The sequence below is a fragment of the Alkalibacillus sp. S2W genome, assembly GCF_046764385.1.
GTDB classification, from domain to species: domain Bacteria; phylum Bacillota; class Bacilli; order Bacillales; family Alkalibacillaceae; genus Alkalibacillus; species Alkalibacillus almallahensis.
The window spans coordinates 2,301,696-2,326,093 of sequence record NZ_CP177234.1 but is presented as its reverse complement, the minus strand read 5'-3'; the positions used below and the strand labels follow the sequence as shown (position 1 = coordinate 2,326,093).

Below are 24,398 nucleotides of genomic sequence, written 5' to 3'. Positions count from 1 at the left end.
TAGATCACTCCTTTTTAAAATAATAATAGGTGAGTTGGTTTGCTTGATCTGGAACAGCAACTCGCGCTTCGTAACCGTTTTTGAATAGCATTTCGAACGCTGGTCGTGTAGCGTGTCGCCATTCTTTTGCGAGATCTAAATCGTCCGTTTTGATTTGATGAAAATCGCGTGGAATTGGGACCGTGAACGCGTCATGCTTGTCGTTGAAACGGTCAAGTCGCGTTTTAGGTTGATTGTTTTGGACGTCAACAAGTGCTTGTAAATTGCTGATGTCAGGCTGTGCTAAAGGTTCGTCATCGTTAAAATGCCACTCAATCACGATTCGGTCCGTTTCGAGTCCTTGGTTAAGACGATCATTCATCGCGCCGTAATGATTGATTTTGTAATGAGCGCCGCGTGCGCCGAGTTTCGTTAAGTTTAAGTAGGCGTTCATGCTTTGAAGCGGGTCGAATGTCCACGTCATCATGTCATAACCCATGTCTGAGGCATGGCGCGCTTGTTCGTACTTCATTTCTTCCCCGAGCCCTGCCTGTTGGTAATCGGGTAAAATACCGAGCATATGTGAGCAAAGATAAGTTTTCTCACCATTAAATCCAGGGAAGCCGTAGCTGAAGGCAATGATTTGATCGCCGTCGAATGCGCCTAAAATTAGGCCGCCGTGGTTGACCGTTGTGTATAGTTGATGAACGGGAATCGGGCTCATTTGCCAAACGGCTTCTTCGACTTGTTGCATGAGTGGCATTTCGTCGATGGTGGTTAGCCGTCTAATATCGTACGTGCTCATCACGCATCATCTCCATGAGCTAAAGTCTGTTGAATCGTCTCTGTCAAAATATCAACTGCTTTCGGAATCGCGTCAAAATTAAACGTCATATCGGGATGGTGCAGGCCAGGTGCTAAATCACAACCAATCGCGAGCATCGTCGCTTTCACATTCGGGCGTTTAAGTGTGTAGAAATGAAAATCATCGCCACCTGTGGTTGTGATGGGATCTCGTTTGCTGTCCGGATCGACGGATTGGATGCCCCCTGCAAGTAAACCAGTCGCTTCTTCGTTGTAAACCGCAGCAGCCATGTGTGCGCCCGTCTCAAGGTCAATTTTGATATCATGATAGGAAGCTAAATGATCGGCCATACGCTCGACTTGTGTTGATAGTTGATCCATCATTTCATTCGTTTGTGCACGCAAATCGATCGCAAAGTGAGCTTTTCCTGGAATAATATTTGTGTTTTTGCCGCCTGCATGAAGTTCGGTCATTTTCATCGAATGGGGAATCATCGGATCGACATGCGTATGGCGCATATGGTGAATGATATCTGAAGCCACTTCGATTGCATTTATCCCAAGATGCGGGCGAGCCCCGTGCGTGTCAGCTGACGTGATCGTTCCTTTGATAAATTTGGCTGAGCCATGCTTGATCGCAGGTGCAAATTCACCGTTATTTAGCTCCTGAACAGGTCGTAAATGCATACCAAATAAATAATCGAGATCATCCGCGACCCCTTTTTCGACCATGGCAAGAGCGCCGTTTCCTTTTTCTTCAGCGGATTGGAAAATGAAGCGAACCGTGCCGTTCAAATCGGTTTCCACTAGTTTTTGAAAAACGCCGATGACGGTCGTCATATGTGCATCGTGGCCACATGAATGATTCGCTTGCTCTTGGCCATTTACCTCTTGCCAAAGCGCGTCGATATCAGCACGAATGCCAACGACGGGTTTGCCACTACCAATTTCCACGACAGCACCCGGCATGTCATCGAATGTTTTGATGGTGGGATTATAAGGTTTGAGTTGATCGATGATATATTGTGTTGTGTTGTATTCCTCCCAACTAATTTCCGCGTTGTTGTGTAAATGCGTCCAAATATCTTTAAGTGATTGTTGTGACATTTTGTAAGCCTCCTCAATAAATACATTACTTTTTAAAATTTCGCTGTTTGTGTTCTTATTTATAAAAGAAATCATCTAATTGCACACTTTCGAATTTTTGTGTGCGTTCTTGAAATGTTTCGCCTTGTTTCAGAGATAAATCAGTTAAAACACCATTTAAGAAAGAAAACGTAACCGGCGCTGCATCTAACGTTGAGCGAACAGGTAGTTGAATCGGAATTAAGACGTCTGCATGTTGGCTAATCGGTGCCACCTCACTATCTGTTACTGCAAGAACGTGCATGCCTTGCTTTTTCGCTTCTTGAGCTAAGTGAAGCGTTGATTTCGCATAACGATGGAATGAAAACACAACGAGTATAGTGTTGGGCTTCATATCAGTCACGATCGAAATAAAATCGCTATGTTGTTGATCATACAACTGTGCTTTCCCCGTTACCAAATTTAAGCCAAACGTAAACCAATGAGCCAAACTAGCCGAAGTTCGCGTGCCTGCGACATAAATTTGATTGGCAAATTCTAACTGAGTGACAAAAGCTTCTACGAGTGATGCTGGTAATTGATTGCGTATCATATTGATATGCTCTTGGTCGCACCACATCGTGTCATGGACGAGATTGTGAGATTGTTCCGCGGTCGGTTTACCATAAGTGAAGGAAGATAAACTTTTTTCATTTTCGAAAATCTTCTCTTGGACAGCCTGCTGAAAGTCCTTGAACCCTTTGAACCCCAGCTCTTGAGCAAATCTAATGATGGTTGATTCACTAACGTCGATTAATTCGCCCAGTTTTTCAGCCGAATGCATCGCGAACGCTTGTGGTAGGCGTTGGTAATAGTCCACTACATATTGCAGCTTCTTCGATAATGATTGCGTGTTCAGACGTTCAATCATAGTTTTTATGAGTCTCCTTTATAAGTTTTGCAGGAAAAGCTTTATTAATTGTTCATTTGCAGGAAAAATATTAATTTTTAACTTATCATAGTTTTGGAATTTTCTCAATATTTTGATTGGAGTTATTGTGTTTGATTAATAATATGATTTTTTGGACGTTGTTATGGTAGTGTGAGCGATTATCCATTTCCTAATTAGAGTAGGTCGCCGATAAAATTTTGGTATCAGCGCCTCAAGAAAAATATCGACACCATAGCAATTATATTGGCACCCGCTGATATATAACGGCGCGCGCCGAAACGGAGCAAATATCGGCGACCTGATTAGAGAAAAGAGTAACCATTCAGATCCATAAACAAACAAAATTCAACAAATTTTCTGTCAAATTGTAGACAGCGGTTTCAAATTCAACTATAATGCGATTAACGGAAAATGTCCGTAATGGTTCCGAAATTAACTTAAAAGGTGTGAATCTATATATGGCACAGTTTGAAGACATCATGACGGATGTGGTTCAATTTCGGCGCGACTTGCATCGTGAACCGGAATTGAGCGGTGAGGAATATAACACATCGAAAAAGATTCAAAAGAAATTAGATGAATATGGAATTCGATATAAAACGGGTTTTGCAGAGACAGGAGTACTTGGAATAATCGAAGGCGGAAAACCAGGGAAGACAGTCGGTTTGCGTGCGGATATTGATGCGCTTCCGATTCATGAGAAAGCGGATGAAGATTTTAAATCGGAAGTAGACGGTAAGATGCATGCGTGTGGACATGATGCGCATACGGCGATGCTTTTAGGGACGGCGCGCAACTTACAGGCTCGAAAAGATGAAATCGAGGGAACTGTATTATTGATTTTTCAACCAGCTGAAGAGAATTCACCAACGGGTGGTTCGCAGCAAATGATGGAGGATGGTGTGTTTGATGAGATCGAACCAGATGTCCTGGTGGCGCAGCATGTTTGGCCAGGGCTTCCAGTCGGGCAGTTCGGTGTTGTAGCTGGGCCGATGATGGGGAACTCAGATCGGTTTAAAATCACAATTAGTGGATCCGGCGGTCACGCGTCGATGCCACACGACACAGTTGATGCGATCGTGGCGGCTAACCAGGTGATTAGTTCGGTGCAAACGATTGTAAGTCGTAATGCGAACCCATTTGATCCAGCTGTGATTACGTTTGGCAAAATTGAAGGTGGCTATCGTTATAATGTGATTGCTGATGAGGTCACGCTTGAAGGTACGATTCGCACTCAGTCGAACGATATGAAGGATAAAGTGAAGCGACGTTTTCATGATGTGGTGAATGGGGTTACGGAGTCGATGGGTGCTTCAGCTGACATCGAATATTTAGACGGTTATCCGGCTACGATTAATACGCCGAAATGGGCTGAGCGTGTTCGAGAGTCCGTGGTTAATCAGTACGGAGAAGAGGCTGCTCCGCATGTGACGCCGAGTTTAGGTGGCGAAGATTTTGGTCGTTTTCTATTAAAATATCCAGGCGTTTATTATTGGCTTGGAACGTCAATCGGTGAAGGTCAGAAGCCGTTACATGACCCGAATTTTCGCTTGAATGAAGATGGCTTAAGCTATGGTGTGAACATGATGACACAAGTAGCGATTGACGTGTTGAATGACTTAAAGGAGGCGTGATGAGATGGATGTGAATCAATTTACGGAATCACTCACGACCTATTTGCAGGAAAAAAGGCGCTTATTTCACCAGACGCCTGAGCTTGGGTTTACGGAATATGTCACGAGTTATCGAGTGATGGAAGAACTTGAAGCGCTAGACTTTACGACATATATCGGGGCTGATGCATTAGTTCCAGACGAACGTTATGGTGTGCCGTCTCAAGTGGAAATCGATGAAGCGGAGGATCGAGCACGTGAGTATGATGTTCCGGAAAGTTTTCTTAAGCAAGTAAAAGGTGGTCTAACAGGTGTGGTCGCTGTTTTAGACACAGGACGCACAGGTCCTCATACCGCGATGCGTTTTGATATTGATGCCTTACCAATCTTAGAGAGTGATGAACAAAATCATTTGCCAGCTCGTGAAGGTTTTCGGTCAAAGCAGGAAGGTCGCATGCATGCCTGTGGTCACGATGGGCATACGACGATTGGATTAGGTGTCGCCCAATTTTTACATGATTATCAAAATGAATTAAACGGACGCTATACGCTATTTTTCCAGCCCGCTGAAGAAGGTGGGCGTGGTGCGAAGTCCATGGTAGCTAAAGGTTGGCTTGATGATGTTGATTACTTCTTAAGTGGTCATTTAGGAATTGGCGATCAATCAGCAGGCCATGTGGCGATGACGTCGAGTCGATTTTTAGCGAGTGCTAAATTCGATGTTCATTATCAAGGCAAATCCGCGCATGCAGGGGTCGAGCCGAATGCAGGAAAGAATGCGTTACTTGCAGCTGCTTCTGCCAGTTTAAATTTAAATGCAATTCCACGCCATAAAGATGGGGCAACGCGTGTCAACGTAGGCCGGCTGGATGCAGGTAGTGGACGTAATGTGATTGCAGATGAGGCACGTATGGAAATGGAAATTCGTGGTGAAACGACAGAGCTTAATCAATATATGATGGAACAAGCGAAGCGAATTTTGCAGGCAAGTGGCGATATGTACGACGTGGAAACGACGATTGACTTTATGGGTGAAGCGTTAAATGGCGTTTGCGATCAAGAATGGTTGACGATTTTGCCAAAAGCAAATGAGGGTAACCCATTTATCACAAACTTCCTCGACACGATTGAGCTAGGGGCGTCTGAAGATGTGACGTTCATGATGAATCGCGTGCAAGAAAATGGCGGTAAAGCAACGTTCATGATTTTCCCGAGTTCGATTCCACACGGGCATCATCATCCAGGTTTTGATTTTGATGAATACTCATTAAAAACTGCCGTATCAACATTTGCGAACACGATTCAGTATTTAAACAAGCAGGAGACGATGTAAATGAAGCAGTGGTTGAAAGAGACATTAGACGATTTAAATTTAGTTGACGATATGGCATTAGCTCAAGGATTTACACGATTGAGCTATACAGCCGAAGAAGATGAGTCGATTGCCGTTTTTAAACAAAAAGCGGAAGCATTAGGATTAGTGGTTCGAGAAGATGAAGCAGGTAATGTGACGGCACGTTGGGTAGGATCGGATTCAAGCTTGCCAGCAGTCGCATCTGGATCGCATTTAGACACAGTCATCAATGGTGGCGGCTATGACGGGGTGGCTGGTGTGTTAACAGCTCTCGGTGCGATTAAACAATTGAAAGATGAAGGTTTCACACCTGAACATTCATTAGAAGTGATTGTCTTTCGATCAGAAGAATCAGCGCGATTCGGCGTTTCAACAGTAGGTAGTAAAGCGATGACGGGTTTATTGGATGATTCGATTGGTGATGTTCCAGATTTTGAAAACGTTACCATCAAAGAAGCCGTTCAGTCTTGCGGTTACAATTGGTCTGATTTTTCCCAGGCTGAGCGTGATCAAAATGCCTTCAAGTCATTCGTTGAACTGCATATTGAGCAGGGGACACAAATTGAAGACAACAGTTATGACGTTGGCGTTGTTAATGGAATTGCGACACCTATTCGCCTCAAAGTTAAGGCGCAAGGAAAAGCTGGACATACGGGGACAACGCCGATGGATAAACGAAACGATGCCTTTGTTGCAATTGCTCCTCTCGTTCCTTATGTCCAGGCGTTTACGAAGCAATTAAACGAAGAACAGAAAACCCCAGTAGTCGCCACTGTTAGCACGGTTGATTTGAGTCCTAATGTGATGAACGTGATTCCGGACACAGTTGAAATTGGCATCGATATTAGAAGTGTGGACGACGATTTGAAAAAACGAGTCGCTGATGCTATTCGTAGCTATGTGGCAAAACTTGAAGAAACATCGACAACTCAATTTGAGATTGAAGAACTCGTTAATAACACATCGATTTTATTGGATAAAGATTTAAGGGAGTCGCTCGTTCAATTAGGGAAAGATCTAGATTTGCAGCCGCTTGTTATGGATAGTGGCGCGGGGCATGACGTCATGAATATGAGCACAAAATGGCCATCAGGCTTGCTTTTTATCCCATGTCGGGATGGGTTGAGCCATCACCCAGATGAATATGCCACGCTAGACGATTTGGAAAAGGGCGTGCAGATGTTAACAGCATACTATAAGAATTTGAGTCAAAGTGAGTAGGTGCATATGAAAGAAGTTGTTATTGGCGTTCTTGGACCTGAAGATTCAGTAGAACGGTCCCTGGAAGTTATAAATAAGTTGGAAGGGATTCGTGCATATCCGTATTCATATGAAAACACGGAGGATGTTAAATCAATTATAGAGCAGCATCGTTATAAGGTTGATCAATGGTTGTTTTCTGGTCCGTATCCGTACTCGTATGCTATCGATGCAGGCGTGATTACAAGTGAGCATGGGACTTATGCAACGCTTCACGGATCAAGCTTATTGTCGGTACTGCTTAATATTTTTATAGATTTTGGTTATATGGTTGATCAGATTAGTCTCGATACGATTGGCGAAGAACTTCTAGACTCAGAACAATTGCAGTCCGTTCAATTTCATCGTGTGAGTCAAGGTCGATTTTATGAGCCACATGAACAAGTGGTCGAATTTCATCAGCAAAAATATGATCAGGGAGACACGGCCGTAGCTGTTACGTGTATCCATGCGGTCTATCGGAAATTAAAAGCGCGAGGAATCCCAGTGTACCGGGTCGTGCCATCAGAAATATCGATTCAACTAGCACTCGATTATTTAAAACAACGGGCTTATACCCATTCTTATCAGAAAAAGCAATTCGTTATTTTAGGAGTGGATGTGGTCTATCCATCGGCTGTGGCTGAAGGGTTTGTCCCTTATCAAACCCAGCACCAAGAGCTTGATTTACACCGAGCGATCTTAAAAATGTCTGAGCAAGTAAACGGGTCGATGGTGAAAATCGGTGGCGGTAAATACTTTATCTATACCACAAGGGGGGATGTGGACATATTTTTACAAGAATATTCGATTAGAGAGCGCATTGATCAAATGGCTGCTCAAAGTGGATTAGACATTCGAGTTGGCATTGGCTATGGCCATACGGTATTAGAAGCAGACGAGCATTTGCAAGTCGCTTTTGGATACGCAGGGGAACCAGAGTACGACCGGATTGTCTTAGTGAACGAAGATAAGGAAGTCTTATCGGTTAGTCAGGAAGATTTTCCGATGTTAACGCAACAGCGCATTGCTGATAAGGATTGGTTAGAGCGATTAAATGACTTATCCATTAATCCAACACAGTTATCACGCATTTATGCCTTAATTCATCATTATGAAAAAGACGAACTAACAGCACAAGAATTAGCCCATTGGTTACAACGATCCGAACGCAATGCGCGGCGAATTTTAGTCGATTTAGAAGAAGTCGGGTTAGCGAAAGTTGTTGGTGAAGAGTCCGGCCAACGGGGGCGCCCGAAGAAAGTCTATCAAATATTAAACCCATCTTAGACGTAAGGGAGAGTGACGTATGGAAAACGAGCAAAAAGGGTTCCTGAACAAGGTTGAAAAGTGGGGGAATAAACTACCAGATCCGTTCTTTATCTTTGTATATTTAGCCATCTTCGTGATGCTATTATCACTAGTATTTAACCTTGTTGGAGCGACAGTTGAGCACCCAGGTAGTGGGGAAGTTTTAGAGATTAAAAGTTTAATATCGGGTGAAGGCCTGCAATATATTTTAGGGTCGATGCTCGATAACTTTACAGGATTCGCACCGCTCGGTCTAGTGTTAGCGATGATGCTTGGTATCGGTCTAGCGCAACGAGTTGGTTTATTAGAAACAGCGATTAAAAAATCTATTTTAAACGCACCACCAGCATTAGTGACTTATGCGGTTATTTTCACAGGTATTATTGGTAACTTAGCTTCTGATGCTGCGTTCGTACTCGTTCCACCATTGGCAGCAATGGTCTTCTATACGGTTGGACGTCACCCGCTTGCAGGTTTAGCTGCAGGTTTCGCAGGTACGGGTGCTGGTTTTACGGCAAACGTGATTATCGCAGGAACAGACGCGCTTTTATCTGGAATTACGACTGAAGCGGCTAAAGCTGTTAATGACACAGTTAACGTCACCCCAGTGGATAACTATTACTTCATGATTGCGTCAGTGGTGATTTTAGCATTTGTTGGTGCGCAAATTACTGAGCGCATTATCGAACCGAAATTAGGAGAATACACCGGTGATTTCGAGGATTCATTTGAAGAAGTCACAGCTCAAGAATCTCGTGGTCTACGCAATACAGTGATTGCAGGCCTTATTTACTTAGGACTAGTTGCCTTAACCTTATTCTGGCCAAATTCACCCCTGAGAGCTGAAGATGGAAGCATGATCCCGTCGCCATTTTTAGATAATATTGTCCCAATTCTCTTATTATTCTTCATCACACTCGGTGTAACTTATGGTGTGACGGTGAAGAAGATTACGACATCAGGCGATATTCCGAAATATATGGCTGAAGCTATGAAAGACATGTCGAGTTATATCGTGTTAATTTTCGCAGCTGCCCAGTTCATTAACTATTTTAACTGGAGTAACTTAGGAACTTGGTTAGCAGTTAACAGTGCAGAATTTTTAACGAGTATCGAAATGACAGGTCTTCCGGTTATTATTGGATTTGTGCTTTTAACGGCTGTGCTGAACTTAATCGTGTTCAGTGGTTCTGCGCAGTGGGCACTGATGGCACCGATTTTCGTGCCGATGTTTATGCTACTTGATTACGACCCAGCCTTTATTCAAGCGGCATATCGTATTGCCGATTCATCGACGAACATTATTACACCGTTGAACCCGTATATCTTGATCGTGTTAGCATTTATGCAACAGTATGATAAGAAAGCTGGTATGGGTACACTCATATCCCTCATGTTGCCATACAGCTTAATCTTCCTAGGTATTTGGATTGTCCTATTAATTATCTTCGCTTTAACAGGCATTCCACTCGGACCAGGTGTAAATATGATGATGTAATTTACTAGCCAGCTCTATGCTTGTATAGAGCTGGCTTTTTTAGTTTGCCTGGCATGGGTGAGCTCTAACGGGTGAAAGTCCTGAGTGCGACCTGGTAGTGGTAAGCACATAGTCGAAGGCAAGGGTGTCCATGGTGACATGGAATCTGAAGGAAGCCTTAGACAAATCTCTGGTCTGACGAATAGAAACTATATAAGAGGCAACGTATGAGGATAAGACTGCTAAAGAAGTTGAAGTCCTATAGCTACCCATATCATGCGGTGTAAATATAGCAGATAGATGGAGAGAAAGAGCTCGCACCTTAACCAGGGAGGTCTCATTATCTACATCAAAGACTTGTAGTGATATAAGTTTGGATGATGAGAAGTCAGCTGAAGCCGTAGTAGTGAAGACATCTAACGAAAGTTAGAAAGAGCGAAGGGCTGAACAATTTTATGGTTACGGAAATCTCGATTGGAAGAGGAAAAAGACCACTGGCATACCGCGTTTAAGTGGATACCATCTTTACGAGAAAGAAAGGAAGTAACAAGCATGTACGATGAAAAACTGTTGGACTTGATTCTTAGGAAAGATAATCTCGACGAGGCACAAAAACGCGTCATTAAAAACAAAGGTGCCGCTGGTGTGGATGGCATGACGATTCAAGAGTTGCCATCATATATGGTGGAAAATCAAAAGGATATCATCCGCCAAATCAAACGAAGAGAGTACCAACCAGCACCAGTCAAAAGGGTTGAGATTCCTAAAGATAATGGGGGAGTTCGCCTACTAGGCATTCCAACTGTGGTTGATCGGGTTATTCAACAAGCAATAACACAAGTTCTAACCTCTAAGTTTAACCCACAATTTCATGAACATAGTTATGGGTTTAGACCAGGACGAAACGCTGAAATGGCGATACGTCAGTCACTTGAATTTATGAATGAAGGTTACGAATGGGTGGTGGATATAGACCTTGAACGTTTCTTTGATACGGTCAATCATGACCGTCTTATGAACCTTATTTCGAGAACGGTGAAAGATGGCGATGTTATCTCACTCATTAGAAAATTTCTAGTAAGTGGGGTGCAATTAGATGAAGGGTATAAGGAGACCATTATAGGAACACCACAAGGTGGCAATCTATCCCCGCTGTTAAGTAACATTATGTTGAACGAGTTAGACCAAGAACTCGACAGTCGAGGCCTTCGCTTCGTTAGGTACGCTGATGATTGTATCATTATGGTCAAAAGCGAGATGTCCGCGAATCGCGTTATGCGCTCGGTATCAACATTTATCGAAGAGAAGCTTGGCCTGACCGTCAACACAACGAAATCAAAAGTAACCAAACCCAATAACCCTGATTTGAAGTTTCTTGGTTTTGGCTTCTTTATAGATTACCAAAGTCATGAGTATAAAGCAAAGCCACATCAGACATCCATCGAAACGTTCAAATATAAATTGAAACAGTTAACCAAAAGAAATTGGAGTGTTGATACGAAGTATCAAGTGGAACGGATTAACCAACTCATAAGAGGTTGGGTTAATTACTTTAGGATAGGTTATATGAAAAGCCTTTTGGACCGTGTTGACTCCCATACGAGGATTCGCCTAAGAGCGTGCATATGGACAAAGTGGAAAACACCTAAGAACAGGAGAAAGAATCTAATTAAATTAGGCATGAGTAAATACAATGCTTACAGAAACAGCTATACAAGTAAAGGTGCGGTTCGCACCGCTTACTCCTGGATTCTTACAACCACAATAACCAACAAGAGACTAGCCCAATTCGGGCTAGTCTCCTCTGCACAACATTATAAGAAAGTACGTGTTTAAATAAAATTGAACCGCCGTATACGGAACCGTACGTACGGTGGTGTGAGAGGTCGGAGGTTAATCACCTCCTCCTACTCGATTGGGTGGGTGAATGGTTAATTTAATGGTCTGATTTTAATGATGATCATTTTGAATCTTATAATAGGAAAAATTATTGTTTAGTAAAATTGATGTGGATGTGGGTTCAGTCGCCGATAAAATCGCGATATCAGCGACCATGATGGTTAAGCTCTAGTTTGATCAGGTAGGTCGCCGATAAAAATAGGATAACAGCGCCTCACGAAATATATCGACGCGATTGAAAAAATAACGGCGCCTTCTGGAATATATCGGCGCGATCATAAATATATCGGCGTTCGCTGAAATATAACGGCGCGCGCTGAAATCGGACAAATATCGGCGCACTTTTGAAATAGTTTTAATCAAAATTCACACGTTAAATGGGAAAGACATCATGTTATATTAGATATAAACATTATTAAAGGAGCTCAACCATGCGCCAGTGGACATCGTGGTTACTCGTCATTTTATGGATGGCGTTAATCTTTTATTTTTCCCATCAACCTGGGACTGAATCTAGTGATTTAAGTGGTAGTGTCATGCAGGTGGTATTAAATCTATTACCATTTGTCACAGAAGATACGGAATTTATTCATTTACTTGTAAGGAAAGGTGCGCACGTATTCGTTTATTTCTTATTAGCGATTTTACTCATGAATGCGATTCGTTTGTATCATTTGCGGACGGTGAATCGAGTCGTGATCGCATTAGGTGTGTCCATCTTGTATGCCGCATCTGATGAGTATCATCAAACATTTATTGATGGACGAGCGGGACAAGTGAGCGATGTGTTAATCGATTCGGCAGGAGTTGTGCTGGGTATAGGTGTTTATTTATTATGGGAAAAGTTTAGGAAATGATGGTTACTCATATATATTGAAAAAATTGCGCGTATAGCTTATTCTGAAAGGTAATACAATTGACAGTTTATTCGACAAAATTTAGACGAGGAAAAAACCAAGCGGATTAGATAATCGAGGAGGATGCACCATGAAACCAGTGAAAAAGGCGATCATTCCAGCAGCTGGATTAGGGACGCGATTTTTACCAGCAACAAAAGCCTTGCCGAAAGAGATGCTGCCGATCGTTGATAAACCAACGATTCAATATATCGTTGAAGAGGCGATTGCATCAGGTATTGAAGATATTATGATTGTGACCGGAAAAGGGAAGCGCGCGATTGAGGACCATTTCGACCGAGCGTATGAACTGGAAGATGCTTTATTAGAGAAGCAAAAATTCGACCTATTGAATGAAGTAACCGAAACGTCGAAAGTGGATATCCATTATATTCGCCAAAAAGAACCTAAGGGCTTAGGACATGCTGTTTGGTGTGCGCGAAAATTTATCGGTGATGAACCGTTTGCCGTCTTGCTTGGCGATGACATTGTGCGTTCAGACAAGCCAGCTTTAAAACAATTAATGGATGACTATGAATCAACTGGCCATTCCGTGATTGGTGTACAAACGGTTCCGGAAGAAGAGACGCATCGTTACGGGATTATCGATCCAGTGGAACAAGATGGGCGTCGTTACCGCGTTAATTCATTTGTCGAAAAGCCATCCGTTGATGAAGCGCCTTCGAACTTAGCGATCATGGGACGTTATATTTTGAATCCAGATATTATGACGTATCTCGACCAACAAAAGCTCGGCGCAGGAAATGAAGTGCAATTAACTGATGCGATTCAAGAATTGAACCATAAAGAACCCGTTTTTGCTTATAATTTTGAAGGTCGCCGCTATGATGTTGGTGAGATTAAAGGCTTCCTTAAAACGACGATCGAAATGTCGCTTGAACGTGATGATGTACGAGATGAACTATTGGAGTTTATGCAAGGATTGTTAGAAACGTATAAAACGAAGCAGTAAAGTCTAACCTCTTATTCTAATTGTTAGAATAAGAGGTTTTTTAGGGAGTCAAGTCCATAATTATGTGTAAAATACATGGCAATGAAATTCAACTCTTGTCATTGATTATTTATGTGTTATCGCGATGAGGTGGAGATGGTGAGGGACGAGCCATCTCCACCTCATCGCGTCATTTCATTTGTTTTCCCAGATCCTAAATTTTTTAGGATTATGTTTGATGATTTCTTCATACGCCATTAATGTTGCCCCAACCAGACGGAAGGCTGATTGTGTGTTCGGAAAAATACGAATGATTTTTTCTCGTCTTCGAACTTCTTGGTTTAAACGTTCTAATGAGTTTGTACTTCTAACATGTGTTTTAAAGTTTTCAGGAATGGCATCGCCTAGATATTGAATCGCGTCTTCAAACCCTTCATCTAAAACCTTACAAGCCTTTTGAAATGATGGTTGATCACCATAGTCATCGAGAAACTGATCTCTAAGTTGTCGTGCTTCCTTTTGCGACGAGGCATCAAATATTTGTTTCAATAACTTAATGGCTTCTTTTTTGCCTTCTTTAGGCATTTTGACGATGATATTTCGTTTGAAATGAACGGTGCAACGTTGCCATGACGTCCCTATAAAAGACTTTTGAATCGCATTTACTAAGCCGTTATGAGCATCTGAAACAACCAACTTAGGTGATGATACCCCTCTTCCAATTAGCTGCTGAAAAAATGTTTGCCAAGCCTCCTCATTCTCCGAATGACTAATGTGAAGCCCTAATATATGCCGATAGCCTTCATCATCTAATGCGATGGCTATATAAACTGCCTTGGAGACCACTTTTTGGTTTTCTCTTACTTTGATATAAAGAGCGTCGACAAACACAAAATCTAACGTTAAAGTGTGCAATGGGCGTTGAGCCCATTCATTCACAATGGGGTCTAATTTTTTCGTTAAATTCGATACAAAGGATTTCGAAACGGTTTCACCACATAACGTATTAACGATTTTCGTCACCTTACGTGTTGAAACCCCATTCACAAACATCTCTAACATCGACATCACAAACGCTTGGTCATAGCGAGCGTATCGCTCAAAAATAGAAGGTGAGAAATCACCGAATCGCGTTCGTGGAACAGTCAATTTAATAGATCCCAAACTCATGATCAATTCGCGTTCATAGTAGCCATTTCGATAATCGACACGTTCCGTTGTCCGTTCGTAAGCAGCAGCCTGTAAGTAGTCCTCACGCTCCTGTTCCATACATTCATTCAAAATCAACACAATCGTTGATTTCACCATCGTTTCTAGGTCTGAGCCCATTACTTTTTCTTTCAAATCTTCAATATTTGCGCTAAACTTAAGTTGGGTCATGAGTACTCTCCTCCTGGTAATCGTTTTTGTGGTTGAAAACATTGTACCATGTGGAGAGGAAAATGACCCTTTTTACACAATTATATGGACTCTATCTTTTTAGGGTGCAATTATCGTCAGTCAAGGGGGATTTTCCATCGAGTTGCAGAGTTTTTCCATCGAGTGAAGCCAAAATATCATCGAGTTGATCGAGAATACCATCGAGTCGAGAAGCGATTCCATCGAGTAGAACGAAGATACCATCGAGTCCCGCTAACGCATGATACCTAACGATCATAAAACTTAATTAATCTGAATTTTTTTATAAAAATGTCTTTACAAATTAATTACCACTATAATAGAATGCATGTAACGGGTTACACAAAACGTAATCCATTTTATTAAACAAAATGTGTAACCGTTTACATGTGAATGTAGTGAAAATGAATAAGGTGATGAAATTGACGACAATTCGAGATGTGGCAAAGGATGCGAATGTCTCTGTTGCAACAGTCTCGCGTGTGATGAATGATAATGGTTATGTAAATCCTGATACGCGTGAGAAGGTGAAAGAGACGATTGCTCGGTTGAATTATCAGCCGAATTCGGTTGCACGGAGTTTATATAAGAAAGAGTCAAAAACGATTGGCATTATGGTGCCAGATATTATGAACCCTTATTTCCCTGAGCTTGTTAGGGGTGTAGAAGACTATTTGATTGAAAAAGGGTTTACAACGATTTTATGTAATACAGATGAAGATCCGGATAAGGAACGACTATATTTAGATGTGATGAAACAGCGTTATGTCGATGGCGCGATTGTGGTTTCGAATACGTTAAAACGAGATTTAATTGATCAATATGATATGCCGGTTGTTGCATTGGACCGTTCGATTCACGAAAAGGTGCCGACATTTATGGTGAATAATACGGTTGGTGCTGAGCAAGCGACGCAACATTTAATCGATATTGGGGGCAAACGTATTGCTCATGTTCGAGGGCCTGAGCATGTTGAAAACGCTACGGCTCGTTACGACGGTTATTACAATATCATGCAACAAACAGGTTGGTTTAATGAACGTTATGTAGTTCAAGGTAATTTTGATCAAAAACAATCGGCTAAAGCAGTTAAACAATTGTTGCAAGAACAACCAGAAGTTGATGGCATTTTTGCAGGAAACGATATTATGGCACTCGGAGCTTTGAAAGCAGCAGAATCATTAGGAATTAAAGTTCCTCAAGAATTAGCGATTATCGGATTTGACGGGATTGATTTAAGTAGTATGACGATTCCGGAGTTATCAACCATGTCGCAGCCTATCTACGAAATGAGCACACAGGCAGCTGATGCGTTGATGTCTCTCATATCTGGCGAAGCAACAGATGAAACAGAACATATTTATCAGCCAACTTTAGAATGGCGGCAATCCACTGATCGAAAGAGAAAGGAAGATTAGTAATGGCAGCAAAAGTTACAGTTATTGGAAGTATTAATATGGATTTAGTAGCCCAAGCTGAACGTTTCCCTAATAAAGGTGAAACGTTATTAGGTCAAGATTTTCAAACGATTCCTGGTGGTAAGGGTGCAAATCAGGCAGTTGCTGCAGCTAAGTTAGGGGCAGATGTTACCATGATTGGCTGTGTGGGCGACGACCCGTTTGGTCAACCACTAATCGATAATTTGAAAGAGCAAGGTGTTAATCGATGTCAGGTTGAGGTTATTGAAGGGGTTCCAACAGGGATCGCTCAAATTACCGTGGCAGATCACGATAATACAATCATCGTTGTTCCGGGTGCAAATAATCATGTAACACCTGAATTGGTCCGCCAATACGAAGAAGATATTAAAGCAAGTGATATAGTGCTGTTACAATTTGAAATTCCGTTAGAAAGCGTGGAGGAAGTTGTTAATTTGGCGAATCAGCATGGTGTGAAGGTGGTCATGAATCCAGCACCCATTCGGTCGATTGATCTTGACTTGTTAGAGAAGGTGGACTTTTTAACACCAAATGAGCATGAGTTGAAGATTTTAATTGATGATGAGCAAAAAGATACTTTTTATAATGACAATCGAGACCGCTTTTTCGTGACTTATGGATCTGAAGGTGTGCATATGGTCAAAGACGGTGAAGCTTCGATTGTTCCTGGTTATACGGTGGATGTTGTTGATACGACTGGAGCAGGCGACACCTTTAACGGAGGATTTGCGGTGGCGATTGCAGAGGGTCAATCCTATGCTGAGGCTGCTCGTTTTGGCAATGCGGCCGGTGCTTTATCAGTGAGTCAATTCGGTGCACAGACAGGTATGCCAAGTCGTGAAGATGTGATGAAACTATTGAATGGAGAGCGTGGATAATATGAAAAAACAGGGTGTACTCAACAGTGATATTGCAACAGTGCTTGCTTCGCTAGGTCATACCGATACGATTGTCATTTCGGATTGTGGTTTACCTGTTCCAGATCATGTTCCCAAAATTGATTTGGCATTAAAGAAAGGCCAACCACGATTTACTGACACGTTAGAAGTCGTATTGTCCGATATGGAAGTAGAACATATTACGCTAGCTGAAGAAATTAAAACTAACAACGCAGAAGTCCAAAAAGAAATTTTTAATCAATATAGTGGTGAAGTGGATTATGTCTCGCATGAACGGTTTAAAGAGCTCACTCAAGATGCCAAAGTGGTAATCAGAACGGGTGAAGTTACACCGTTTGCTAATGTCATTTTAAGAGCTGGGGTGATTTTTTAATGGCGCAACCAATTGTGCAAATGAAGGGAATCTCCAAATCGTTTGTCGGTAATAAAGTTTTAAATGAAGTTGATTTTGAAGTCTTGCCAGGAGAAGTTCACGCATTGTTAGGGGAAAATGGCGCGGGAAAATCAACGCTAATGAAGATTTTGACGGGGATTCACAGTCGTGATGAAGGTGAAATTTATGTAAAAGGTGAGGCAGTTGAATTTAATAATCCGAAAGAATCGGAGAAAGCAGGTATTGCTGTCATTCATCAGGAACTGAACATTATTCCGTATTTAACGGTCATGGAGAACATGTTCTTAGGGCGTGAATTGAAGTACGGAAAAACGGGTGTCACCAACACGAAAAAGATGAAACAGTTAACTAATGACTATCTCCTTCAGCTAGGCATTGACCTTGATCCATTAGCATTGGCGGGCAATCTTTCGGTTGGTCAGCAACAAATGGTTGAAATTGCTAAGGCGATATCCGTTGATGCAGAAATGATTGTGATGGATGAGCCAACCGCTGCCTTAACAGACCGTGAAATCGAAGGATTATTTGAGGTGATTGAGCGACTTCGTGAGCAAGAAGTTGGTATTGTTTATATTTCGCACCGAATGGAAGAGATTTATCGGATTTGTGATCGTGTTTCGATTTTGCGTGATGGTGAGTATATTGGCACGCGCGAAACTAAAACAGTTGAATATGAAGAAATTATTCAAATGCTAGTGGGCCGCGAATTAGGCACGCTTTATCCAGAGCGGGATGCCGAAATTGGTGACGTCAAAATGAAAGTTGATGGGTTAACATCGGATGCATTTCAAGATATTAATTTTGATTTAAGAGAAGGTGAAATTCTCGGTGTCGCTGGCCTAATGGGGGCAGGACGCTCAGAGATCATGCAGTCCTTATTTGGTTACCGGACAATTGAAAGCGGTTCAATTTCGATCGAAGGAAAACCAGTTAATATTAAAAAGCCAACTGATGCAATTGATGCTGGAATTGGTTTCGTGACAGAGGACCGCAAAGAACAGGGTCTAGTACTGTCTATGTCAGTCAAAGAGAATTTATCATTGCCTAATTTGAAAGGGCTTTCAAATCAAACCATTTTGTCTGACAAGAGTGAAAAAGAGCTTGTTCATGACTTAGTCAAACGTTTGAATGTGAAAATGGCTGGTCAAAATCAAGAAGTTAGGATGCTTAGTGGTGGTAATCAGCAAAAAGTTGTCATTGGAAAATGGCTCGGAATTAATCCGAAAATCTTAATTTTAGATGAACCGACTAGAGGTGTTGATGTCGGGGCAAAGAAAGAAATTTATCACATTATGAATGAATTAACGAAGCAAGGAGTTAGCATCGTTATGATCTCTTCAGAATTACCAGAAGTCTTAGGCATGAGCGATCGTATTTTGGTTATTCATGAAGGGCGAATCGGAGCTGAGTTAAAACGTGAAGATGCTACTCAAGAAAAAATTATGTACGCAGCGACTGGAGGGGAGTAACGTGAAAAATCAATCAGTAGGACAAATCCTGCAAAAAATCGGACCGTTACTTGGTTTAATTGTCATTATGACTGGACTAAGTATCATGAGTCCACAGTTCCTTAGTTTAGATAACTTATTAACCATGCTTAGACAGGTTACAATCGTCGGTTTATTAGCATTTGGTATGACATTCGTTATTTTGACGGGTGGTATTGATTTATCTGTTGGTTCAACTCTTGCTTTAGCAGGAGCCTTAACAGCTGGGATGATGGCAAGTGGATTAGATCCTATTTTGGCTGTATTGCTAGGTGTTTTAGCAGGTGCTGGTCTTGGTGCCTTTAATGGCCTTGTCATCTCAAAAGGTAAAGTGGCACCATTTATCGCAACGCTTGCCACGATGACCATGTTCCGAGGGCTATCCCTCGTCTATACGGAGGGCAGACCTGTAACGGGTTTCACAGATAGTCAGTTTTTCGATTTAATAGGTCGTGGCTACTTATTTGGTATTCCGATTCCGGTTATCATCATGTTCGTGATTTTCTTTATCTTATTATTTATCTTGAAGAAAACGGTGTTTGGTCGCCATGTTTATGCATTAGGCGGTAATGAAGAGGCTTCAATTTTATCAGGAATAAAAGTTAATCGTGTGAAAATCGGTGTTTATTCCTTAACTGGTGCATTGTCTGCATTAGCTGGTATTATTTTGACGTCACGATTAGGCTCTGCATCACCGAACGCAGGTTTCACATATGAATTAGATGCCATTGCGGCCGTCGTACTGGGTGGTACTAGTTTATCAGGTGGCCGTGGTTGGATATTTGGAACCTTGATTGGTGCGCTAATTATCGGCGTGCTTAACAATGGTTTGAATCTATTAGGTGTTTCATCTAACTATCAGCAAATCGTAAAGGGGGCGGTCATTCTTCTAGCAGTCTTATTAGATCGTCAAAAGTCGTAGTTGCTTAGCCGATGGGTCAAAATACTATTCTATGATTGGGGAGGAAAACACGATGTTTTCAAAATTTAAATTAAGTTTATTAGCGTTTTTAGTAATTGGATTATTAGCAGCATGCTCAACAGAATCACCAACTTCAGGAGATAATGAAGAGAGTGATAGCGATTCTGGAAGTGATGATGGCATTCATATTGGTATGTCTGTTTCAACTCAGAACAACCCATTCTTTGTAACACTTAAAGAAGGGGCTGAGGCGAAAGCTGAGGAAGATGAAAATGTTGAATTAACTGTAGTTGATGCTCAGAATGATTCAGCTCAACAATTAAGTAGTATTGAAGATTTAATTCAACAAGATGTTGATGTTTTAGTTGTAAATCCTACTGATTCAAAAGCAGTTGTTTCTGCTGTTGAAGCAGCAAATGATGCAGATCTTCCTGTCGTAACAATCGACCGTAGTGCTGATGGTGGCGAAGTCGTAGCTCACGTTGCTTCTGATAATGTTGTTGGTGGTGAAATGGCAGGCGATTATATTGTTGAACAACTAGGCGGCGAAGGTAATGTCGTTGAACTTCAAGGTATTCCAGGTTCGTCAGCTGCCCGTGAACGTGGAGAAGGATTCCACAATGTTGTAGATGAAGAAGATGGCATTGAAGTTGTAGCGAAACAACCAGCAGGATTCGAACGAGCTGAAGGGTTAAGCGTAATGGAAAATATCCTACAAACAGGTGACGAAATTGACGCAGTATTTGCCCACAACGATGAAATGGCACTAGGCGCAGTACGTGCGTTGGAAGCAGCAGGTAAAGAAGATGTTACCGTTGTTGGTTTTGATGCAATCGATGATGCTGTAGAAGCAATCGAAAACGGCGAAATGGATGCAACAGTTAAGCAACAACCAACTGTCATTGGTGAACGCGGTGTTGAAATCGCGAAGAAGATTGCAAATGGTGAGGAAGTAGAAAAATCTCAATCAGTTGATTTAGAGATGATTACAGCTGAATAGTGGTTTATATGTTCCTAACTAGAGTTTGTCTCTAGTTAGGATTTTTTTATTATACAAATAGAGTAGTGTAACGTATTGATACAGCGAAATTTTGCTCTGATACAGCGAAAAATGATAGAAATACAGCGAAAATTAAGGATCATACAGCGATTTTCATCTATTATACAGCGAAAATCGAAACTGATACAGCGAATTTTGACAATTATACAGCGAAATCAAGACTTTATTCGGCGAAATTGGTGTTTGAGTTCAGGAACTAGGCAGGAGAGGTTATATTTCGTTAATCGCTTTTCTCCAGTTCGGTCGTAACTTGCTAAAAGGCGCTTACATACATGAGGTGAATCAATGTTAAGCCAATTTTTGACGACTTGATTAGAAAATTCAGGGTATTGATGATAGATTAAGAGGTCACGCAATGCGTCAGTATGAGCATGTTTATCATAAAGTTGACATGATGGGCAGAACCAAGTTCCGTGTTTCCGATTCATCACCATTTTTGAGCACCTTGGACAAAAAGGACCATGAATTAAATCATGTTCTTTAATATTCCATTCTATCGCCAAATGTCGATTTTGCGGCGCATGATTTTCGACTAAACATTGGCCGATTGTCTGAGCTTGTTTGGAGGAAATGATCTGAGTAGGATTTTCTTCTAATAAGTCGTAAATAAATTGAAGTAAATAGTGGTGCGTGAAAAGATTGTTCGGTTGATTCGGCATATCAATAATGACTTCGGGATGTGTGAATGTTGCACATGTATAGATAGGGAGCTGATCAAGGTGGTGGTTCATGAGGAAGGTTTGTAATTGACGGCGTTGAATGTCAGCTTGATGAAGCGGGTGTTGTAATGACTTAGTATTACCATCAGCGTGTTGAATCATTTGTTTGGCATCATTTTCGGTGATCACACCTTTAGTATGTTTACTTTCAACGATGAGTAAGAATTGCCTCGTGATTAAGAGGGCGTCGATTTGAAAATAGTGGGTAAAAGCTTTTGCTCGGAGGCCGAACAAAGTGAGAACTGGTTTGTAGCGTAAAAGGGAAAAATAGTATTGTAAGGCTTTTTCCCCTAAATAACCCGCAAGTTCACGGTGATATTGGTCTTGTATTTGCGCGTAACATTGATCTCGTTTACGGTAACGTTTGATCAGCACTTCTAATTGTAATAATTCTAATGGTTTTTGCAATGGTAATAGATTCATCGCTTGACTCCTTTCGTTACATAACATTATAACCGTACTGAAATTTTTTGGCTATTTGTCATAAATGATAGATATAATTGTTTAGGGATATTATCGTAACGAAAAGTAGCTACTTCATAGATATTAGAGTAGTTATTTAAAATAATTGCCTGAATAATTTTAAAATCACTATTCATAAGCTATTCTTTTGCTAAAATGAGGGTAGAGGTGATGATCATGTCGGATAAAGTTGGACGAAACGACCCTTGTCCTTGTGGAAGTGGGGAAAAGTATAAAAAATGTTGCGGAAAGACGAATTTAGTTGAATTTTCTAATCAAGTGGTTGTGCAGGAAATAGAACAATATTTTCAATCACTCGTAACGGAAATGGTTGATCACTTTGCCATTTATACATCTGAACCGAAATCAGATATGGAATCGATGGATCATATGGTGAAATTTTTATATTGGTCAATTTATGATTCGGACGTTATGAACCAATTTGTTGATCGTATAGCACCTTCGATTAATCGTGAGATAACACGCGAAACAGTTTTAAGTTGGAAGGAAAGCCACGTGAGTATTTTTCAGGTAGAAAGTCAACCATCAGAAGAACGGCTGGAAATCAGTGATATGTATACAGGTCAAACATATTGGGTCAGTAGCAATACAATTATTACTGATGAAGATCAAAGTGCTCCATTTTTAATGGGAGTTCTCATGCGTTGGGGTGTATATCACCAAATTATGCCTGTAGCCCTGCCACTTTCTGAATTCGCGTATAATCAATTTTCTGCCCAGGCCAATAATAAGCAACAATTTGAAGAGCGCTATTTAGATTTCCTGCAAAATTGGTGGAATATGGGTTCTAAACCAAATTCAATAAATGACTTAAACGAAGACCCACGCGCAATAAAGGTGTTGGAACTGGCATTTGACCATCTATTTATGTCTCAAAAAATTAGTGATGGGGACCAAGAGTTGCTGGTTAGTTTATGGTTGTATTATTACGAGCATGAACATCCTTCATTTAAAAAACCTGAAGTTATGGCGGCGGCTCTAGATTATATTTATTTAAATCACCCGATGTTCAAATCGACTGGGGTTAATCAAATTACGTTTAAAGAAGTCGCAGAAGAATATGGTGTTTCAGCATCAGCCGTTAGTAATAGGGTGGAACAGTTAGAAAGTTTTATCATGGATCAAGTAGTTGAAGAAGAAACAAGCCAACAGCCACAAGTGGTACAAGGACCACCAAGTACAGGGGCTGAACGTGCGCTCTATGAAATGCATCAGAATATGGGAGATGAACCGTTTGATAGTTTGGATGACGCAAATGAATATCTTCAGAACCATATTAATGATTCATTTACACCCAAAACAGATCAACAAAAAGCCCAAATTAAAATGTATGACGCGTTTGATACGTTTGATTTAGACGAACAAGAAAAACTTGCCGATGACGCCTTAGAACTTGACCCGAACAATATTGATGCTCATGTTATGAAAGCACAACTAAGTGAGTTTGTCTCAGAAACATATGATTTGTTAAGGAAGGCAATTTCAATTGGTCGTGAACAAATTGACATGCAGGCGATCCATGATAACGAAATGCCTTGGGCTGTTATAGAAAATCGCCCTTGGTTCCGAGCGATTGAGGCGCTTGGTGATTTTCATAATTATATGGAAGATTTAGATGAAGCGGTTGAATTATATGAATGGTTATTATTCGATTTAAACCCGAACGACAATCAAGGGATACGTTACCGATTGATTATATGTTATCTTGCGTTAAACCGTTTAAGTGATGCAAAGAAATTGTTAACAGAATATGATGAGCCCTCGATGTCTTGGTCACTTAATTGGGCATTGTACTATATTTTTGTGAATGATGGTATTCCCGTGATTGAAGTGGAACAATCGATTCTTAAGGCGTATCAATACAACCCCAAATTACTCGGATATGTAGTCGATGAAGATGAAGATATGTTAAATCCTGCCTATGATGAAATTGATAGTTACTTTGAGGAAGCAGATTATTTATGGGAGGATTATATTGGGGTAATTACGGAAACATTAATGTAATAAATAAGGCGAAATCTGATTGTGGGCAGATTTCGCCTTGTTTTCATAGTGA

Annotated in this window: 20 protein-coding genes; 15 read left to right on the top strand and 5 right to left on the bottom strand. The window is 41.2% G+C overall.

The features are described 5' to 3' along the window. Positions 1–4: 4 nt before the first annotated feature. From ACKXGF_RS12165 to ACKXGF_RS12155, 3 genes are read right to left on the bottom strand one after another with little or no spacing between them, the layout of a single operon-like run. The gene (locus ACKXGF_RS12165; RefSeq protein ID WP_411953979.1) at positions 5–784 is read right to left on the bottom strand and encodes a GNAT family N-acetyltransferase; all 780 of its coding nucleotides are present in this window, start codon (positions 782–784) and stop codon (positions 5–7) included. Beyond that, positions 784–1,890, bottom strand: a complete 1,107-nt coding sequence (locus tag ACKXGF_RS12160) for an amidohydrolase (protein ID WP_411953978.1) — start codon at positions 1,888–1,890, stop codon at positions 784–786. The genes ACKXGF_RS12165 and ACKXGF_RS12160 overlap by 1 nt, the downstream gene beginning before the upstream one ends. 55 nt (positions 1,891–1,945) lie before the next feature. Then, complete coding sequence (locus ACKXGF_RS12155; RefSeq protein ID WP_411953977.1) at positions 1,946–2,779, bottom strand: MurR/RpiR family transcriptional regulator; 834 nt, start codon at positions 2,777–2,779, stop codon at positions 1,946–1,948. A 479-nt stretch (positions 2,780–3,258) separates the two neighbouring features. On the opposite strand from ACKXGF_RS12155, the gene ACKXGF_RS12150 reads away from it, so the two are divergent. The 8 genes from ACKXGF_RS12150 (at position 3,259) to galU (ending at position 13,562) form a co-directional block, all read left to right on the top strand. Beyond that, positions 3,259–4,434 carry a M20 metallopeptidase family protein gene (locus tag ACKXGF_RS12150; protein ID WP_411953976.1) on the top strand — a complete coding sequence of 392 codons (1,176 nt, stop codon included), beginning with the start codon at positions 3,259–3,261 and terminating at the stop codon, positions 4,432–4,434. Between the two features lie 4 nt (positions 4,435–4,438). Continuing rightward, positions 4,439–5,746, top strand: a complete 1,308-nt coding sequence (locus ACKXGF_RS12145) for an amidohydrolase (protein ID WP_411953975.1) — start codon at positions 4,439–4,441, stop codon at positions 5,744–5,746. Further along, positions 5,747–6,988 carry a M20 family metallo-hydrolase gene (locus ACKXGF_RS12140; protein ID WP_411953974.1) on the top strand — a complete coding sequence of 414 codons (1,242 nt, stop codon included), beginning with the start codon at positions 5,747–5,749 and terminating at the stop codon, positions 6,986–6,988. 6 nt (positions 6,989–6,994) lie between these two features. Next, positions 6,995–8,296 (top strand): hypothetical protein, encoded by a 1,302-nt coding sequence (locus ACKXGF_RS12135; protein WP_411953973.1) that lies wholly within the window; start codon positions 6,995–6,997, stop codon positions 8,294–8,296. A gap of 19 nt (positions 8,297–8,315) precedes the next feature. Continuing rightward, positions 8,316–9,815: an AbgT family transporter gene (locus ACKXGF_RS12130; RefSeq protein ID WP_411953972.1), complete on the top strand. Its 1,500-nt coding sequence runs from the start codon at positions 8,316–8,318 to the stop codon at positions 9,813–9,815. Between the two features lie 453 nt (positions 9,816–10,268). After that, on the top strand, positions 10,269–11,630 hold the full coding sequence (ltrA, locus tag ACKXGF_RS12125) for a group II intron reverse transcriptase/maturase (protein WP_411953971.1): 1,362 nt from the start codon (positions 10,269–10,271) through the stop codon (positions 11,628–11,630). 494 nt (positions 11,631–12,124) lie between these two features. Beyond that, entirely contained in the window at positions 12,125–12,550 is a 426-nt protein-coding gene (locus ACKXGF_RS12120) for a VanZ family protein (protein ID WP_411953970.1), read from the top strand. A gap of 130 nt (positions 12,551–12,680) precedes the next feature. Further along, on the top strand, positions 12,681–13,562 hold the full coding sequence (gene galU, locus ACKXGF_RS12115; RefSeq protein ID WP_411953969.1) for a UTP--glucose-1-phosphate uridylyltransferase GalU: 882 nt from the start codon (positions 12,681–12,683) through the stop codon (positions 13,560–13,562). Between the two features lie 174 nt (positions 13,563–13,736). Here galU and ACKXGF_RS12110 read toward each other — a convergent pair whose 3' ends face one another. Beyond that, positions 13,737–14,921: an IS256 family transposase gene (locus tag ACKXGF_RS12110; RefSeq protein ID WP_411953968.1), complete on the bottom strand. Its 1,185-nt coding sequence runs from the start codon at positions 14,919–14,921 to the stop codon at positions 13,737–13,739. 440 nt (positions 14,922–15,361) lie between these two features. On the opposite strand from ACKXGF_RS12110, the gene ACKXGF_RS12105 reads away from it, so the two are divergent. From ACKXGF_RS12105 to rbsB, 6 genes are read left to right on the top strand one after another with little or no spacing between them, the layout of a single operon-like run. Then, positions 15,362–16,357, top strand: a complete 996-nt coding sequence (locus ACKXGF_RS12105; RefSeq protein WP_411953967.1) for a LacI family DNA-binding transcriptional regulator — start codon at positions 15,362–15,364, stop codon at positions 16,355–16,357. A 2-nt stretch (positions 16,358–16,359) separates the two neighbouring features. Further along, entirely contained in the window at positions 16,360–17,256 is an 897-nt protein-coding gene (gene rbsK / locus ACKXGF_RS12100; RefSeq protein ID WP_411953966.1) for a ribokinase, read from the top strand. Between the two features lies 1 nt (position 17,257). Next, complete coding sequence (gene rbsD / locus ACKXGF_RS12095; protein WP_411953965.1) at positions 17,258–17,650, top strand: D-ribose pyranase; 393 nt, start codon at positions 17,258–17,260, stop codon at positions 17,648–17,650. Then, on the top strand, positions 17,650–19,140 hold the full coding sequence (locus ACKXGF_RS12090; protein ID WP_411953964.1) for a sugar ABC transporter ATP-binding protein: 1,491 nt from the start codon (positions 17,650–17,652) through the stop codon (positions 19,138–19,140). Before rbsD ends, ACKXGF_RS12090 begins: the two co-directional genes overlap by 1 nt. 1 nt (position 19,141) lies before the next feature. Then, positions 19,142–20,080 (top strand): ABC transporter permease subunit, encoded by a 939-nt coding sequence (locus ACKXGF_RS12085; RefSeq protein WP_167264088.1) that lies wholly within the window; start codon positions 19,142–19,144, stop codon positions 20,078–20,080. A 52-nt stretch (positions 20,081–20,132) separates the two neighbouring features. Further along, the gene (gene rbsB, locus ACKXGF_RS12080; RefSeq protein WP_411953963.1) at positions 20,133–21,080 is read left to right on the top strand and encodes a ribose ABC transporter substrate-binding protein RbsB; all 948 of its coding nucleotides are present in this window, start codon (positions 20,133–20,135) and stop codon (positions 21,078–21,080) included. 215 nt (positions 21,081–21,295) lie between these two features. Here rbsB and ACKXGF_RS12075 read toward each other — a convergent pair whose 3' ends face one another. Further along, a complete protein-coding gene (locus ACKXGF_RS12075; RefSeq protein ID WP_411953962.1) occupies positions 21,296–22,282 on the bottom strand; it encodes a nuclease-related domain-containing protein in 987 nt (328 codons plus the stop codon). 216 nt (positions 22,283–22,498) lie between these two features. Between ACKXGF_RS12075 and ACKXGF_RS12070 the strand changes: the two genes are divergently transcribed. Beyond that, entirely contained in the window at positions 22,499–24,346 is a 1,848-nt protein-coding gene (locus ACKXGF_RS12070) for an SEC-C metal-binding domain-containing protein (RefSeq protein WP_411953961.1), read from the top strand. The last annotated feature ends 52 nt before the right edge of the window (positions 24,347–24,398 follow it).

Coding starts and splice junctions, on each gene's coding strand:
- ACKXGF_RS12165 (WP_411953979.1), bottom strand. CDS start 784: ATGAGCACGTACGATATTAGACGGCTAACCACCATCGACGAAATGCCA.
- ACKXGF_RS12160 (WP_411953978.1), bottom strand. CDS start 1,890: ATGTCACAACAATCACTTAAAGATATTTGGACGCATTTACACAACAAC.
- ACKXGF_RS12155 (WP_411953977.1), bottom strand. CDS start 2,779: ATGATTGAACGTCTGAACACGCAATCATTATCGAAGAAGCTGCAATAT.
- ACKXGF_RS12150 (WP_411953976.1), top strand. CDS start 3,259: ATGGCACAGTTTGAAGACATCATGACGGATGTGGTTCAATTTCGGCGC.
- ACKXGF_RS12145 (WP_411953975.1), top strand. CDS start 4,439: ATGGATGTGAATCAATTTACGGAATCACTCACGACCTATTTGCAGGAA.
- ACKXGF_RS12140 (WP_411953974.1), top strand. CDS start 5,747: ATGAAGCAGTGGTTGAAAGAGACATTAGACGATTTAAATTTAGTTGAC.
- ACKXGF_RS12135 (WP_411953973.1), top strand. CDS start 6,995: ATGAAAGAAGTTGTTATTGGCGTTCTTGGACCTGAAGATTCAGTAGAA.
- ACKXGF_RS12130 (WP_411953972.1), top strand. CDS start 8,316: ATGGAAAACGAGCAAAAAGGGTTCCTGAACAAGGTTGAAAAGTGGGGG.
- ACKXGF_RS12120 (WP_411953970.1), top strand. CDS start 12,125: ATGCGCCAGTGGACATCGTGGTTACTCGTCATTTTATGGATGGCGTTA.
- galU (WP_411953969.1), top strand. CDS start 12,681: ATGAAACCAGTGAAAAAGGCGATCATTCCAGCAGCTGGATTAGGGACG.
- ACKXGF_RS12110 (WP_411953968.1), bottom strand. CDS start 14,921: ATGACCCAACTTAAGTTTAGCGCAAATATTGAAGATTTGAAAGAAAAA.
- rbsK (WP_411953966.1), top strand. CDS start 16,360: ATGGCAGCAAAAGTTACAGTTATTGGAAGTATTAATATGGATTTAGTA.
- rbsD (WP_411953965.1), top strand. CDS start 17,258: ATGAAAAAACAGGGTGTACTCAACAGTGATATTGCAACAGTGCTTGCT.
- ACKXGF_RS12090 (WP_411953964.1), top strand. CDS start 17,650: ATGGCGCAACCAATTGTGCAAATGAAGGGAATCTCCAAATCGTTTGTC.
- rbsB (WP_411953963.1), top strand. CDS start 20,133: ATGTTTTCAAAATTTAAATTAAGTTTATTAGCGTTTTTAGTAATTGGA.
- ACKXGF_RS12075 (WP_411953962.1), bottom strand. CDS start 22,282: ATGAATCTATTACCATTGCAAAAACCATTAGAATTATTACAATTAGAA.
- ACKXGF_RS12070 (WP_411953961.1), top strand. CDS start 22,499: ATGTCGGATAAAGTTGGACGAAACGACCCTTGTCCTTGTGGAAGTGGG.